We start from the raw sequence: 13,511 nt of genomic DNA, 5'->3' as shown, positions 1-13,511 counted from the left end.
GGAGCGGAGTTGATGCAGGGACCGCCGATCCTGTTCGTCCATGGCGCGCTGGGCGATGCGCGCACATGGGGGCCGGTGCTCGACGCATTGCCGTGGAACGTGGATGCGCGGGCGATCACGCTGTCTTTTTTCGGAACGGCAAAATGGTCGGGCGATGGCAGCGATTTCGGCACCGAGCGGCACACACAGGATCTGGAGCAATTCATCGACGCCACCATGGACGCCCCCGTGGTGGTGGTCGCATGGTCATACAGTTGCCATCCCGCGCTGCTGCTGGCCAAACGCCGCCCCGATCTGGTGGCAGCGCTGGTGCTGTACGAACCCGCATTCGCCAGCTTTATCGAGGATGAGGGACTCCGTGCCGAATTTGGCGCCGACGCCGCAGCATGCTTCGGCCCGGTGGGCGAGGCATTGGCGCAAGGCGGGGAGGAAGCCGCGGCCCATGCGCTGTTCGATCAGGTCGGCAAACGGGGCTTTATCGCCAATATGGCGCCGGAACGCCGCCGCATCGCGCTCGATAATGCGCGCATGATGCCGCTTTTGATGGGCAAAGGCGCACCGCCGGTGAAGATTTCGGCGGATGAAGTCCGCGCGCTGGACATTCCGGTGATCGCCGCGATGGGCGCCGAAACCCGCCCGGCATTCGCCATTCCGACGCGCGCGCTCGCCGGTCTTGCGCCGCGGGGCCGTCTTGAAGTCGTGGAAGGGGCGGGCCATCTTTTGCCCGAAAGCGATCCGGCGCGTTTTGCGGGGCTGGTCAGCGACTGGCTGGCCCATGCCGAACTGGATGCGCAATGATGGGCCGGACGGTGTCATGGCAGGAGCGGGAATGAAACTATCGTGGTCGGCTATCGCACTGGCATGCAGTCTGGCCCTGACCGGCTGTTACAGCCATTCCGCGCCTGCCGATGGTCCTGAACCGCCGGTTGACGCCATATCGTCGCCGGTTCTTCCCGACGCGCAAAGCTGCAAGGCGCAGGGCGGCGCGCTTGACCGGCGGGGCAGGGCGCAGACCCTGATGTGCGTGCATCCCTATCCCGATGCGGGCAAGGCCTGCCGCGACAACCAGCAATGCACCGGCAAATGCGTGACTGCCCCCGACGACGGGCCCGATGGCCAGATCGTGGGCACGTGTCAGGCCGACGACGCGCTGTTCGGCTGCTATGCCGAAGTAGTTGATGGCAAGGCCGTGCGCGCGATCTGCGTCGATTGACGCACAGCCCAATGCAGGAGTTTGATTGATGGAAACCCGCGCCGGCGATCCCGGAGCCTTCGCCGATTTCGACCTGAACCTTGTCGACAGCCCCGCCTTTGTCGTCGATGCCGCGAAATTGCGGTCGAACCTGCGCGTGCTGGCCGATATCCGCGACCGTTCGGGCTGCAAGGTCCTGTCCGCGCTCAAGGCATTTTCGATGTGGTCGGTCGCGCCGATGGTCGGCGAATATCTCGACGGCGTGTGCACGTCGGGCCTGTGGGAAGCGATGCTGGCGGGCGAGCATTACGATGGCGAGATCGCGACCTTCTGCGCGGCCTATAAGGAAGAGGACATGGAGGAAATCTGCCGCCTGTCCGATCATGTGATCTTTAACACGCCGATGCAGCGCGAACGCTTTGCCGATATCATCGACGCCGCGCGCAACCGGGGCGAAACATTCGACATCGGTCTGCGCGTCAATCCGCTTCATGCCGAGGGCGAGGTGCCGCGCTATGATCCGTGCGCCCCGCATTCGCGGCTGGGCTTTCCGGTCGACCAGCTGACCGAGGAGCATCTGGAAGGCATCGACGGGCTGCACTTCCACAGCCTGTGCGAACAGGATCTGGAACCGCTGAAGCGCACGTGGGACGCGCTGCTGCCGCATATCGAATATGTCATCCCCGACCTCAAATGGCTGAACTTCGGCGGCGGGCACCATATCACCCGCAGCGATTACCAGCGGGACGAGCTGGTGCAGTTCCTGATCGATGTGCGCGATACGACGGGCTGCGAAATCTATCTGGAACCGGGCGAAGCGGTGGCGCTGGACGCGGGGATTCTGGTCGGCACGCTGCTCGACACGCATTGGAACGGCATGCCGCTGGGCATCACCGATATCTCGGCCACATGCCACATGCCCGATGTGCTGGAAGCGCCCTATCGCCCCGCCATGCTGGGGGAACGCGACGATGTGGAGCCGATCCGGCTGGGCGGTCCATCCTGCCTCGCGGGTGATGTGATCGGCGATTACGGCCTGCCGGTCGAGCCCGAGGTCGGCGCGCGTTTCGCCTTTCTGGATCAGGCGCATTATTCGATGGTGAAGACCACCACGTTCAACGGCGTGCCGCTGCCGTCGATCTGGCTGTGGGATTCGGAAAGCGGCCTGCTCGAAAAGGTGAAGACCTTCGGCTATCGCGATTTCCGCGACCGGCTGAGCTGAACGGAGCGGTTTGAAGGGGGTTTCGGGCAATCCGCGTGGGGCCATGGATGAACCCCGCACGGATTGCCCGACCACAGGTTTGACAATCGATGGCTCATGGCGATGGACGGATGATCGCCGCGGCCACATGCGGTGGGCGTAACACCGCATCTGCCAACATTGCCGCCAGCCGGACTCGATAGGCCTAACGGACCGATGCGACCCGTGGCAGCAATCGCCCCCTACGGACCTTTGCGTCATATTTTCGAAATAATCGAACATCGGGTATGATCCCGCAGGCGCCAGTCCCCCGATTGGCCCCCGATCACGCGCAATCCTATTGCGCCGCGATCGTTCAAAATTGAAGGTGCACCAAGCGGTGCATCGCGTTGCATGCCGATGCAACCCGGTTGCATTCCGGTCCCGATTGGCGCAAACGCGCCCGATGCAACGCGTCGACGCCTTTGCCGAAAAGCTGGACCTGCTGCTCAAGGCATCCAGCCTTAGCCGCGTGGCGCTGGCGCAGCGCGTGGGGGTGGATAAATCGCTGGTCGGCCGCTGGGTAAAGGGCACGGTCCATCCTGGCGAACATAATCTGGCACGGCTGACGGCAGTGTTTCAGGACAATTTCCCCGATCTGACCCTGGCCGACTGGTATCAGGATCTGGCGGGACTTGCGGCAAAGGCGGGCGTTGCCATGCGCGCGGGCATCCCGACCGGCCCCGAAATGCGCGCCGAAGGGCCGTTTGCCAGCATTGTCGAAGCTTCGGGCAGCGATCTGGCGGCGCGTGCGCCGGCCTATGAAGGGTTCTGGCGCACCACGCGCCCCTCGGTCCTGATGCCCGATCAGCCGTTCCACGATTACGGACTGTTCCGCCGCACGGCCGACGGCATGATGGAAGTCATCATGGAGGGAGCGGGATTGAGCTTTACCGGCTGGATGTTCCCCATGTCGGGCAATCTCTATGTCTTCCTGTTCGATCCGGTGGGCCGCACCCCGCTGATCGTCGTGCTGAAGGGCGTGCCGCTGCCGCGCGCCGAATCGATGGAAGGGCTGCTGCTGCTTTCGGCGCTGGATGCCAATCGCACACCCGCCGCGCTGCCGATCGTGCTGGAGCGTCTGGGCGATCTGTCGGGCGACAGAGAGGCTGATAATGCGACGATGAAGCGCATGGCCGAGGAAGAGGCGAAGCCCGTCGACCCCATCGACGACGACAAGCGCCGCGCCTTTCTCTATCGCGACGTTGGGCCCGAGGCGCAGAAGGCCGGAAAACAGCTTTTCATGATCGCGCCGGGCACATTGTCGCGCGGTTCGACCAAAGCCGGGTTGATGGGGTGACGGGCCGACGGGCTATTTGCTGAAACGGGCTTCCTAGCGAAACTCGTTCATCGTTTCGGCCAGCCGTGCCAGCGTTCCGAATTGTTCGATCGTCCGGGCGACCATCTGTTCGTCCATCGCGGCATTCATGTGTCCGCTTTCGAACATATTGCCCGTCTTCACCGCGATCACCAGATCGCCGCGTTCGTGGCGCCCGTCGAACAGCGCGCAGATGTCCTTGCCGGCAAAACTGTTCTCGATCTCCAGCAGCCTTTCGACATAGGACGGGTGGATCAGATATCGCGCCTCTACCGGATCGGTGGTCCATGCATCGAACGCATCCTCGAATTCGGGATGGACGATGGGGACCGATTCGAACCGCTCTCCGTCCAGCTTCACCGCATCCTTGCGCCCGCCGAAAAAGCCGCGATGTTTTCCCTCGCGCAGCAGCAGCGTGCGCGAATGGATGCCGCGGCCATATTGCATGGTGATGATCGCGCCGCGGAACACGGTGACCCAGCGGCGGTTCTTGCCGCTGCCGCGCTTCTCTTCCAGCTTCGCCTCGTGCAGTTCGAAATGATGGCCCGCGATTTCGCCTGACCAGTGATCCTCGAAACGGGCGCGGTCGTGGCGGGGGACCATGCCGAGCGCCTTGGCGCGGCGGAAACCGGTGCCCGGCAGGCTGTCGATCGTAAAGCTGAGGCCCAGCGATTGCGCGATGGCGCGGTTGATCCCGTCCTTCACCGATTTGCGCGCCTCGGCAATCGGGCGGCGCGTCCATGCGGTGGCGGCGATAAAGACCATGCCCGTCACCACCGCTTTCAACTGCATGGGAGCGGGTATTGCGATCCATGCGAAAATCAGGACCGGCCCCAGCACGATGGCGGCCTTCCACATGCGGCGATGCGATTCGGCCTGCGCCTCGCTGCGCATGTCCTTTTGCTGTTGCAGCCAGCCACCCAGCGGGCCGGCCATCAGGCTTTGTGCTTGCGGCAATTCGATCATCGCACACTCCGACGCCCGGATTATCGGCCGGGCCGGGAAACAGGATGGGAAAGGCGCGCCGCGACGGCGCACCCTTCCCATGAAGCCACACAATGCCTAGGCTGGGCACAACGGCAAGGATTCGCAAGGGGAAATGCGGTCGATGACGGGCTGGATTATCGTTCTGATCGTGGTGGTTGCGATCGCGATCCTTGTGATCGGCATTTACAACAGGCTTGTTTCGCTGCGCCAGTCGGTGCGGCAGGGCGTGGCCGATATCGACGCGCAACTGCGGCAAAGGCACGATCTGGTGCCCAATCTGGTCAGCACGGTAAAGGGGTATGCCGCCCACGAATCGGAAACGCTGGAGGCAGTGATCGCTGCGCGCAACCGCGCCGCATCGGGCGCGCCCAGTTCGGGGAACGAGGAGCAGCTGGCCATGGCGCTCAACCGCCTGCTCGCCTTGTCGGAAGCCTATCCCGAATTGAAAGCGAACAGCAATTTCCAGCAGTTGCAGGGTGAGCTTGCCGATATCGAGGACAAGATCGCCGCCGCCCGCCGCGCGCTGAATGCGGCGGTATCGCGGTACAATACCGGTATCGAAAGCTTCCCCGCCGTGATGTTCGCGGGCGCGCTGGGGTTCCGGCAGGCCGATTTCCACCGGCTGGACGATTCGGAAGTGGGCACCGTGGACCAAGTGCCCGAAGTGCGGTTCTGACCGGAAAAAACCGGCATTTCAAACCGCTGGTCGAACACAGAATCCTGCCTGTCGCGCTATCTCTGGCCCGCAGGAACGCGTGAAATTACCTTGCGTTTTTCCGTCCGGTGCTTATATGCGCCCCCTCGCTGCCCGCCCCTAGTCATTTAGGGGGGACTTCCAAACCGCAAGGCAGCTCTTGTTGAATGTTACCTCTGGGGGTCCCTTGAATTGTCCATCTATCCCGACGCAACTGCTGTAGCCCGCGCCCTGTCGCCGGACGAACCGGTTATTCTGAACCGCCCGCATGCTGCGCGGCGTGCTGCGCAGTTCTTCGTCCAGAAATTCCCCGGCAAGGTGCTCTATGCGGTTAAGGCGAATCCCTCGCCCGATCTGCTGCGCGTGCTGAACGATGGCGGGGTGACGCATTACGACGTCGCCTCGATCGCCGAAGTGCGCCTTGTGCGCAGCACCTTGGGCCCCGATGTGACGCTTTGCTTCATGCATCCGGTCAAGACCGAGCGCGCGATTGCCGAGGCCTATTTCGATCACGGCTGCAAGACCTTCAGCCTCGACAGCCATGACGAGCTGGACAAGATCGTGCGCGCCACCACCCGCGACGGGGTAGAGGCAAAGGATTTGCGCCTCTGCGTGCGCCTGCGCGTCTCGTCCGAATATTCGGAACTGTCGCTGGCGGCCAAGTTCGGTGTCGATCTGATCGACGCGCCCGGACTGCTGCAGGCCGTCCGGCAAAAGGCGGACTGGCTGGGCGTGTGTTTTCACGTCGGATCGCAGGCGATGACGCCCTTTGCCTATGTGCAGGGTCTGGAACGCGTGCGCGCGGCGATTGCCGAAGCCAGCGTCGTGATCGACATGATCGATGTGGGCGGCGGATTTCCGTCGGTCTATCCCGGCATGGAACCCCCGCCGCTGGAAGATTACTTTCAGGTGATCCACCGCCATTTCTATGAACTGCCCATCGCCTATAACGCGGAACTGTGGTGCGAGCCGGGCCGTGCATTATGCGCGGAATATAACTCGATGATCGTGCGCGTCGAAAAACGGCGTGAGAACGAGCTGTTCATCAATGACGGTGCCTATGGCGCGCTGTTCGATGCGGCGCATATCGGCTGGCGCTTCCCCGTCCGCCGCGTGGCCGGGCCCGAGAACGACGCCGAAACGGCCGATTTCGCGTTCTATGGCCCGACCTGCGACGATGCCGATTACATGGAAGGCCCGTTCCCGCTGCCTGCCGACATGCGCGCCGGCGACTATATCGAAGTGGGCATGCTGGGCGCCTATGGCGCAGCGATGCGCACCGGCTTCAACGGCTTTGGCGACGGACCGGTCGAAACCGTGTCGGACGAGCCGATGAGCAGCCTGTATCGCGGCGACCGCGCCGATCCGCGCGTTTCGGATAATGTAATCTCGCTGCGTTAAAAGGCGGCGGCATAAAACATCAAAGGGCGGGACCGCATGCGGTACCCGCCCTTTTCACGCTAGTTCGGCGTCGCCAGCTTCATCAGCACCATCCCGACTGCGATCAGCAAGGCGGCGACGATCCGCAGCGGATTGGCCGCTTCGCCCAGCATCGCGATGCCCAGCACGAATGCACCGATCGCACCAATACCCGTCCACACCATATAGGCCGTGCCAAGGGGCAGGCTGCGCATGGCGGTTGCCAGCAGCATAAAGCTGGCCGCCATCGCGCCCAGTGTCACCAACGACGGACCGGGCCGCGTAAAGCCCTCGGACAGTTTCATCGAAAAGGCCCAGACCACTTCGAACAGTCCGGCCAGAATCAGGATTACCCACGCCATGCAGCAGCCTTTCGTCAGCTGCCGGGCCGTCCCGGTCTTGATCCCCTGAAGGCAGGGCGGGAACGTGGTCGCCGCAGGCCCGATCTAGGACAGGCAAGCGCCCCTTTCAATGGCGCTTCGATGGCGCGCCGTCCGCGTCAGGGCGCGTCGCAGATTTCCGGCTCGCGCTTGTTGCCGTCCTCGTCCTCCTGACAGGCGATGGCCTTGCGGCACACCGGCTGCAGCGGGTTGCAACCCAGTGTCATCCCCTTGCTGTTCTTGCGCGTCAGCGTGACATAGCGCCACACATCGATCGGATTGCCCATCATATTGCCGGTGAAATGCAACAGGCCAAAGCCTGCGTTCTGGCTGGGGAAGTTGAACATCACGGTCATTCGCATCTCTCCCTGACCTTGCAGGGGATAATCGATATGACCCTTGTATCCCGGCATCTCGCTCCACGCGCAGGGCAGCAGCGCGCTGACATCCACCGTTTCGATCCGGCCCGATTCCAGCTGCACGTCAAACTCGTCGGGCAAGGTCTCGGCCACGGGAAGCGGCTGCATGTCCAGCCGCTGGTCGCCCAGATCGTTCTTGCCGGTAAAGGTCAATATGCCGCCGCTGGGGTGCAGCAGGGTCAGGTTTTCGGTCGGCCTGCTTTTCAGCGCAAAGCCGAATGGCCCTACCGCGCCGCCGCCATCGCGATTGACCGCCAGCCATTTTCCCGCCAGCGGTTCGGCGCTGTTGGCGGCGGCTTTGCCGCACATGTCGCCCGGAATGGCAATTGTCTGCGCACGGGCGCTGCCGCCTGACAAGAAAACGGCGCCAGACGCCAAAGCAATCATGGCGCATCGTAATGCGATATTCATCGATCGTCCCCCGTTTTTGCTGTGATCTGAACTGTCCCCCGCCCGATGATCACTGATACCAGTCTATAGATCGAATGCGTCGTTTCAATCGAGTTAGGCATTTTTCATTGCTGACCTTGCCCAAGCCATTGTCCGCAGGCCCTTATTACCGGCAATCCGACCTGCTAACGAAGCATTAGCCAAACCCGCGCTATCGCCTGCGCATGACAAGTTCTGCCGCATCGCTGCCCGCCCGCCAGTGGATTCCCGCCCTGCTGTGCCTTGGCGCGCTGGTGCCCGCGATCCTGATTCCGACTTTGGGTTTCCTGTTCTCGCTGGCGATCATGGTGGCGGTGCTGGCGGTGATGAAATCGTCGCGACAGGCGACACTGGCGATGGTCTGGAAGAAAGGCTGGATGTCGGTGCTGCTGGGCATTCTGGTCGGCGGTGCACTTGCGGTAGGGATTGCCGAGGTGATCCGCCCGCTGGTCGAAGGGCTGCTGGGCAAGGGCGTCGATACCGGCGCGCTGGATGCGGTGGCGGGCAATGTCGCCGTGTTCGCGGTGACGCTGGTGATCGCCCTTGCCAGCGCAGCGGCAGAGGAAGTGCTGTATCGCGGTTTCGTGATCGGCTGGGGCGCGAAGATCTTTGGCAAGGGCGCGGTGCCGCTGTTGGTCCTGATCTCCGCCGCCGCATTCGGCGCATCGCACAGCTATGGCCCCTCGGGCGCGGTGGTGACGGGGCTGATCGGGCTGGTGCTGGGGGCGCTCTACCAGATTTGCGGGCGGCGGCTCTTGCCTGCGGTGGCAGCGCATATGACTTTCAACCTTATCGGTTCTGTCGCCCTGTTCCTGGCCTGATCGCGATGCTAACGCCCGTCACAAGTGATGGGAGTTTGACCGAGTATGAGCCTGCCCGACTGGCTGAAGAACCGCCTGCAATTGCCCGCCATCGCGGCGCCCATGTTCATCGTGTCGCAGCCCGAACTGGTGCTGGCGCAATGCCGCAGCGGGATCGTGGGTTCGTTTCCGTCGCTGAATGCCCGCCCCGACGGCGTGTTCGAGGAATGGTTGCAACGGCTGAACAGCGAACTGACCGATGACGATGCGCCATTCGCGGTCAATCTGATCGTCCATCGCAGCAATCCGCGGCTGGAAACCGATCTGGCCTTATGCGTGAAGTATAAGGTTCCCGTGGTGATCTGTTCGCTGGGCGCGCGCGAGGAAGTGAATGCGGCGATCCATTCCTATGGCGGGCTGGTGCTGCATGACATCACCACAAATGCCTTTGCGAAAAAGGCCATCGAAAAGGGTGCCGACGGGCTGATCGCGGTGGCGGCGGGCGCGGGCGGGCATGCGGGCACGATTTCGCCATTCGCGCTGGTGTCCGAAATCCGCGAATGGTTCGACGGACCGCTCGCCCTGTCAGGTGCGATCGCCAATGGCCAGTCGATACTGGCGGCGCAGGCGATGGGCGCCGATGCCGGCTATATCGGCAGCGCGTTCATCGCCACCGAAGAGGCTGTGGCGGTGCCCGAATACAAGCAAATGATCGTCGACAGCGCGGCGGGCGATATCGTCTATTCCAACCTGTTCACCGGCATACACGGCAATTACCTGCGCGGTTCGATCGAGCGGGCGGGGATGGACCCCGACAATCTGGCGACTTCGGACCCCAGCGCGATGGATTTCGGCGGCAGCAAGGCATGGAAGGACATCTGGGGCAGCGGGCAGGGCATCGGCGCGGTCGATGCGGTCGTCCCCGCAGCAGACCGGATCGCGCGGTTCAAACGCGAATATGCCGAAGCAAGGGCCCGCCTGCTTGGATAAAGCGCCTGCCGGGTTGAAACGCCTGACGGATTAAAACGCGCGCGCCGTCAGAAACCCAATTGCACGCCGCCCCACACGGTGCGCGGCACGCCAAGGTCGATCGAACCGCCCGAATTGCGGGTGACGATGGTCTCGTCCAGCAGGTTCTCGGCCCGCAGTACCAGCGACAGGCCCGACACCAGCCGCACCCGCGCAAAGGCATCGAATGTGGTCGCCGCTGGCAGCGCGTCGGTTTCCAGATCGTCCTCGTACTGCTTGCCCACATGGCGCAGGGTCGCGGCCAGACGCATCGCGGACGACGGTTCATAGGCCAGTGTCGCACTGGCCGTCAGGCGCGGGGTTTGCGCGGGCCGCAGCCCGTCCAGTTCAGCCGCATCGCCCGATCCGTCGACCGCCGCGTCGGTATAGGCAAGCGAGCCCGTCAGGCTGACCGGCCCGTTGCCCAGCACGGCATCGAGTTCAAGGCCCTGCGCGTCGATGGCGGGCAGGTTCTGCCGCTGGCGCAGGTTTTCCGCGATGGTGACATTGGCGATGGCGTGTTCGATCCGGTTGTCGAACGCGGTCAGCGACAGGCGGATGCCGTCCAGCGGCGTCAGGTCGATACCGGCCTCGAACCCCAGCAATTCCTCGTTTCCCAGCGCCGCATTCGCCTGCGTCGTGACGGGAAAGACGACGAAGGGCCGGTAAAGCTCGTTCAGGGTCGGCAGGCGGATCCCGCGATAGGCCGCGCCGCGCAGCGCAATGCCATCGCCCGCCTGCCACACTGCCCCGCCGCGCCATGTGACGGTCCAGTCGCTGCGATCGTCATAGGTTTCGGCGGTTTCGATGCTGCCACCGGCATCGCGGGCCGTGTAATAGCCACCAGTGATCGCGGTCCGGTCCGCGCGCACTCCGCCGGTCAGCACCAGCGCGCCCAGCGTCCAGTCATCCTCGGCAAAAATGCCGATATCCTCGTTCCGCCCGCCCGCCATGCGCCGCGCGGTGACCGCGCCGGTAAAGGCGCTGATCGCGTTTTCCATCATCGTGCCCGATGCGCTGCGATAATCGACGCCCAGCCGCAACTGGTGCCCCGCCGTTTCGGGCGGTCGCAATTCAAACTTGCCGCCGATGCCCGTGCTGGGGGTGTTGTACTGGTCGAGCACGGGGGAAAAGCGCGTGGACGAAATCACCACGTTGGAAAAATTGCGCGCCTGAACATAGGCGACGACATCGAAGGACCATTCGCCGCGCCCGACGATGCGCAGCGATGCATCCTGCCCCTCGGTCGCGCTGTCGGCCCCGTCGAAACGCAGCGTGCGATCATCGCGCCAGACCAGCATGCGGGCCTGCACTTCGGTATCGGGGGCAATCGGGGCGACACCGCGAATGCCGGCCGACCAGCTGTCATAGGCAGCGCGCGACGTGGCATCGACGCGCTGGTCGGCAGGGGTGGTGTAGAAGCCTTGCCCGCGGTCCCAGCGGCCCGAGACTTCGACAAAGCCCGATCCCAGCCTTGGCGCGATGGCGGCGGCGGCCTCGCTCTCTCCCCGGTCGTTCACCAGCGCGTGGCCCGATACCGGCCCCAGCATGTCGGCACCGGCGCTTTCCAGTTCGATCGTGCCGGTCAGCGCGCCCGCGCCGAACGAACCCGAACCGCCGCCGCGCGTGACGCGGATCGCGCCCAGCCGTTCGGGCGCGATGGCAGATAGCGGGACATAGCCGAAGAACGGGTCCGCCATCGGCACCCCGTCCAGCAGCACCAGTGCCCGGCTGGTGGCATTGCCACCCAGCGAACGCAGCGTGACCCCCTGCGCGCTGGGGTTGGCGGAGCGGCTGTCGGACCGGCGATATTGCTGGAACCCCGCGACCGACGACAGCACATCCTCGATCCTGCCCGAAGCGGCCGCGACGATCTGCTCGCGCCCGATCTGCCGCGTGGCATAGGCGGGCGCGGCGACGCTGGCATCAAGACCCTTGCCGGTGACGATAATGGGTGCGGGGGTGTCCTGCGGCTCCTGTATGCCATCTTCGACGGGGGCAGCGGGCACATCGGGCTCTTTCGGCGCGGCAGGGGCGCTTTGGGCAAGCGCAACGGCGGGCACAAGCGCAGCGGCAAGGCCGGAGGCTGCCACAGAAAGGAAGTGCCCGCGCACCATATGTTTCAAGCCATGCTCCCGAATTTGTCCGCGAATTGCCGCGGCGCATGCGAAGACTGCTTAGCGGTAAGCGACAGCCGACCGCAACGCGCAGCGCGCATCGGCGGACTGACCGGCAGGCGAATGCTGCGCGCAGGCCCTCACGCGGCAAAGCGTTGTGGCGGGCAGCAAATAAGTCCCGCCAGCGCAAATGCGCGTGCTAATATATGCGATGAATTCATACGCGCCGCATGGGGCCCACCCGGCGTCTGAGGGGCTAGAACAAGCTAAGCCGCGGCGCGCAGTTCCAGTTCCAGCCGGTCCCAGATTTCGACCAGAGCGCCGACCAGATCGCGCATCATTTCCTCGGTATGCGCAGGGCCGGGGGTAAAGCGCAGGCGTTCGGTGCCGCGCGGTACGGTCGGGAAATTGATCGGCTGTACGTACACGCCATATTCGGCCAGCAAGATGTCGCTGATCTTCTTGGCGCGCACCGGATCGCCCACCATCAGCGGAACGATATGGGTGGTCGATTCCATCACCGGCAGCCCCGCCTCGCGCATTGCAGCCTTGAGGTAAGCGGCCGATGCCTGCTGCGCGTCGCGCTCCACGCTCGACGATTTCAGATGGCGGACCGATGCCAGCACGCCCGCCACCAGCACCGGCGAAAGCGAGGTGGTAAAGATGAAGCCCGGCGCATAGCTGCGCACGCAATCGATGATGCGCTTGTCCGCCGCGATATAGCCGCCCATCACGCCGAACGCCTTGCCCAGCGTCCCCTCGATAATGTCGATCCGGTGTGCCGCATCATCGCGTTCGGAAATGCCGCCGCCGCGCGCGCCGTACATGCCCACCGCGTGGACTTCGTCGATATAGGTAAGCGCGTTATATTTCTCGGCCAGATCGCAGATCGCGTGGATCGGGGCGACATCGCCGTCCATCGAATAGACGCTTTCGAACGCGATCAGCTTGGGCGTCGCCTCGTCCTCTGCCGCCAGCAGCTCTTCCAGATGGGCCAGATCGTTGTGGCGGAACACCCGCTTTTCGCAGCCCGAATTGCGGATGCCCGCAATCATCGAGGCATGGTTTAATTCGTCCGAAAAGATCACGCAGCCCGGCAGCAGCTTGCCCAGAGTGGTCAGCGTGGTGTCGTTCGAGACATAGCCGCTGGTGAACAGCAGCGCGCCTTCCTTGCCGTGCAGGTCGGCCAGTTCGCCTTCCAGATCGACGTGGTAGTGGGTGTTGCCGCCGATATTGCGCGTGCCGCCCGAACCCGCGCCCACATCGTGCAGGGCGGTTTCCATCGCCTCGATCACCTTGGGGTGCTGGCCCATCGCCAGATAATCGTTCGAACACCACACGGTAATCGGCTTGGGCCCGTTGTGCCCGGCAAAGCAGCGCGCATTGGGATAGGCGCCCTTGTTGCGCAGGATGTCGATGAACACGCGATAGCGCCCCTCGGCATGAAGCCGGTCGATCGCCTGGTCGAAAATCTGGTCGTAGTTCACGTCGTATTGCTCTTCCGTGGC

At 63.8% G+C, this 13,511-nt stretch carries 13 protein-coding genes; 8 read left to right on the top strand and 5 right to left on the bottom strand.

The annotated features are described in order from the left end of the window. The first annotated feature begins 12 nt into the window (after positions 1–12). The 4 genes from LOZ77_RS09845 to LOZ77_RS09830 all read left to right on the top strand — a co-directional run bounded on the left by LOZ77_RS09845 (position 13) and on the right by LOZ77_RS09830 (position 3,732). On the top strand, positions 13–798 hold the full coding sequence (locus LOZ77_RS09845; protein ID WP_230279006.1) for an alpha/beta fold hydrolase: 786 nt from the start codon (positions 13–15) through the stop codon (positions 796–798). Between the two features lie 31 nt (positions 799–829). Further along, positions 830–1,213, top strand: a complete 384-nt coding sequence (locus LOZ77_RS09840; protein WP_230279005.1) for a hypothetical protein — start codon at positions 830–832, stop codon at positions 1,211–1,213. Positions 1,214–1,241: 28 nt separating this feature from the next. Further along, positions 1,242–2,414 (top strand): carboxynorspermidine decarboxylase, encoded by a 1,173-nt coding sequence (locus tag LOZ77_RS09835; RefSeq protein ID WP_230279004.1) that lies wholly within the window; start codon positions 1,242–1,244, stop codon positions 2,412–2,414. Between the two features lie 424 nt (positions 2,415–2,838). Next, complete coding sequence (locus LOZ77_RS09830) at positions 2,839–3,732, top strand: helix-turn-helix transcriptional regulator (RefSeq protein WP_230279003.1); 894 nt, start codon at positions 2,839–2,841, stop codon at positions 3,730–3,732. Positions 3,733–3,765: 33 nt separating this feature from the next. Here the strand turns inward: LOZ77_RS09830 and LOZ77_RS09825 are convergent, their stop codons facing one another. Next, positions 3,766–4,716, bottom strand: coding sequence for a DUF3137 domain-containing protein (locus tag LOZ77_RS09825; RefSeq protein WP_230279002.1), 951 nt, complete (start codon positions 4,714–4,716; stop codon positions 3,766–3,768). Between the two features lie 142 nt (positions 4,717–4,858). Between LOZ77_RS09825 and LOZ77_RS09820 the strand changes: the two genes are divergently transcribed. After that, the gene (locus LOZ77_RS09820; RefSeq protein ID WP_230279001.1) at positions 4,859–5,413 is read left to right on the top strand and encodes a LemA family protein; all 555 of its coding nucleotides are present in this window, start codon (positions 4,859–4,861) and stop codon (positions 5,411–5,413) included. Between the two features lie 210 nt (positions 5,414–5,623). Then, a complete protein-coding gene (locus tag LOZ77_RS09815) occupies positions 5,624–6,832 on the top strand; it encodes a type III PLP-dependent enzyme (protein WP_230279000.1) in 1,209 nt (402 codons plus the stop codon). A gap of 59 nt (positions 6,833–6,891) precedes the next feature. Here LOZ77_RS09815 and LOZ77_RS09810 read toward each other — a convergent pair whose 3' ends face one another. Continuing rightward, positions 6,892–7,212: a multidrug efflux SMR transporter gene (locus LOZ77_RS09810; RefSeq protein ID WP_230278999.1), complete on the bottom strand. Its 321-nt coding sequence runs from the start codon at positions 7,210–7,212 to the stop codon at positions 6,892–6,894. A gap of 137 nt (positions 7,213–7,349) precedes the next feature. Then, positions 7,350–7,958 (bottom strand): hypothetical protein, encoded by a 609-nt coding sequence (locus LOZ77_RS09805; RefSeq protein WP_230278998.1) that lies wholly within the window; start codon positions 7,956–7,958, stop codon positions 7,350–7,352. Positions 7,959–8,263: 305 nt separating this feature from the next. Here LOZ77_RS09805 and LOZ77_RS09800 point away from each other — a divergent pair, with 305 nt between their 5' ends. Further along, positions 8,264–8,899, top strand: coding sequence for a CPBP family intramembrane glutamic endopeptidase (locus LOZ77_RS09800; protein ID WP_230278997.1), 636 nt, complete (start codon positions 8,264–8,266; stop codon positions 8,897–8,899). A 45-nt stretch (positions 8,900–8,944) separates the two neighbouring features. Continuing rightward, complete coding sequence (locus LOZ77_RS09795) at positions 8,945–9,868, top strand: nitronate monooxygenase family protein (RefSeq protein ID WP_230278996.1); 924 nt, start codon at positions 8,945–8,947, stop codon at positions 9,866–9,868. A 47-nt stretch (positions 9,869–9,915) separates the two neighbouring features. On the opposite strand, the gene LOZ77_RS09790 is transcribed toward LOZ77_RS09795, so the two are convergent. Beyond that, the gene (locus tag LOZ77_RS09790) at positions 9,916–12,003 is read right to left on the bottom strand and encodes a TonB-dependent siderophore receptor (protein ID WP_230281835.1); all 2,088 of its coding nucleotides are present in this window, start codon (positions 12,001–12,003) and stop codon (positions 9,916–9,918) included. 266 nt (positions 12,004–12,269) lie between these two features. Continuing rightward, positions 12,270–13,490 carry a 5-aminolevulinate synthase gene (gene hemA, locus LOZ77_RS09785; RefSeq protein ID WP_230278995.1) on the bottom strand — a complete coding sequence of 407 codons (1,221 nt, stop codon included), beginning with the start codon at positions 13,488–13,490 and terminating at the stop codon, positions 12,270–12,272. Positions 13,491–13,511: the final 21 nt, after the last annotated feature.

Source organism: Croceicoccus sp. Ery15, assembly GCF_020985305.1.
GTDB lineage: Bacteria > Pseudomonadota > Alphaproteobacteria > Sphingomonadales > Sphingomonadaceae > Croceicoccus.
The sequence above is the reverse complement of the archived record's forward strand: the minus strand, read 5'-3'. Positions and strand labels throughout refer to the sequence as shown.

Bases quoted from the DNA above. Each gene is read 5' to 3' on its own strand.
- LOZ77_RS09845 (WP_230279006.1), top strand. From the start codon at position 13: ATGCAGGGACCGCCGATCCTGTTCGTCCATGGCGCGCTGGGCGATGCG.
- LOZ77_RS09840 (WP_230279005.1), top strand. From the start codon at position 830: ATGAAACTATCGTGGTCGGCTATCGCACTGGCATGCAGTCTGGCCCTG.
- LOZ77_RS09835 (WP_230279004.1), top strand. From the start codon at position 1,242: ATGGAAACCCGCGCCGGCGATCCCGGAGCCTTCGCCGATTTCGACCTG.
- LOZ77_RS09830 (WP_230279003.1), top strand. From the start codon at position 2,839: ATGCAACGCGTCGACGCCTTTGCCGAAAAGCTGGACCTGCTGCTCAAG.
- LOZ77_RS09825 (WP_230279002.1), bottom strand. From the start codon at position 4,716: ATGATCGAATTGCCGCAAGCACAAAGCCTGATGGCCGGCCCGCTGGGT.
- LOZ77_RS09820 (WP_230279001.1), top strand. From the start codon at position 4,859: ATGACGGGCTGGATTATCGTTCTGATCGTGGTGGTTGCGATCGCGATC.
- LOZ77_RS09810 (WP_230278999.1), bottom strand. From the start codon at position 7,212: ATGGCGTGGGTAATCCTGATTCTGGCCGGACTGTTCGAAGTGGTCTGG.
- LOZ77_RS09805 (WP_230278998.1), bottom strand. From the start codon at position 7,958: ATGTGCGGCAAAGCCGCCGCCAACAGCGCCGAACCGCTGGCGGGAAAA.
- LOZ77_RS09800 (WP_230278997.1), top strand. From the start codon at position 8,264: ATGACAAGTTCTGCCGCATCGCTGCCCGCCCGCCAGTGGATTCCCGCC.
- LOZ77_RS09795 (WP_230278996.1), top strand. From the start codon at position 8,945: ATGAGCCTGCCCGACTGGCTGAAGAACCGCCTGCAATTGCCCGCCATC.
- LOZ77_RS09790 (WP_230281835.1), bottom strand. From the start codon at position 12,003: ATGGTGCGCGGGCACTTCCTTTCTGTGGCAGCCTCCGGCCTTGCCGCT.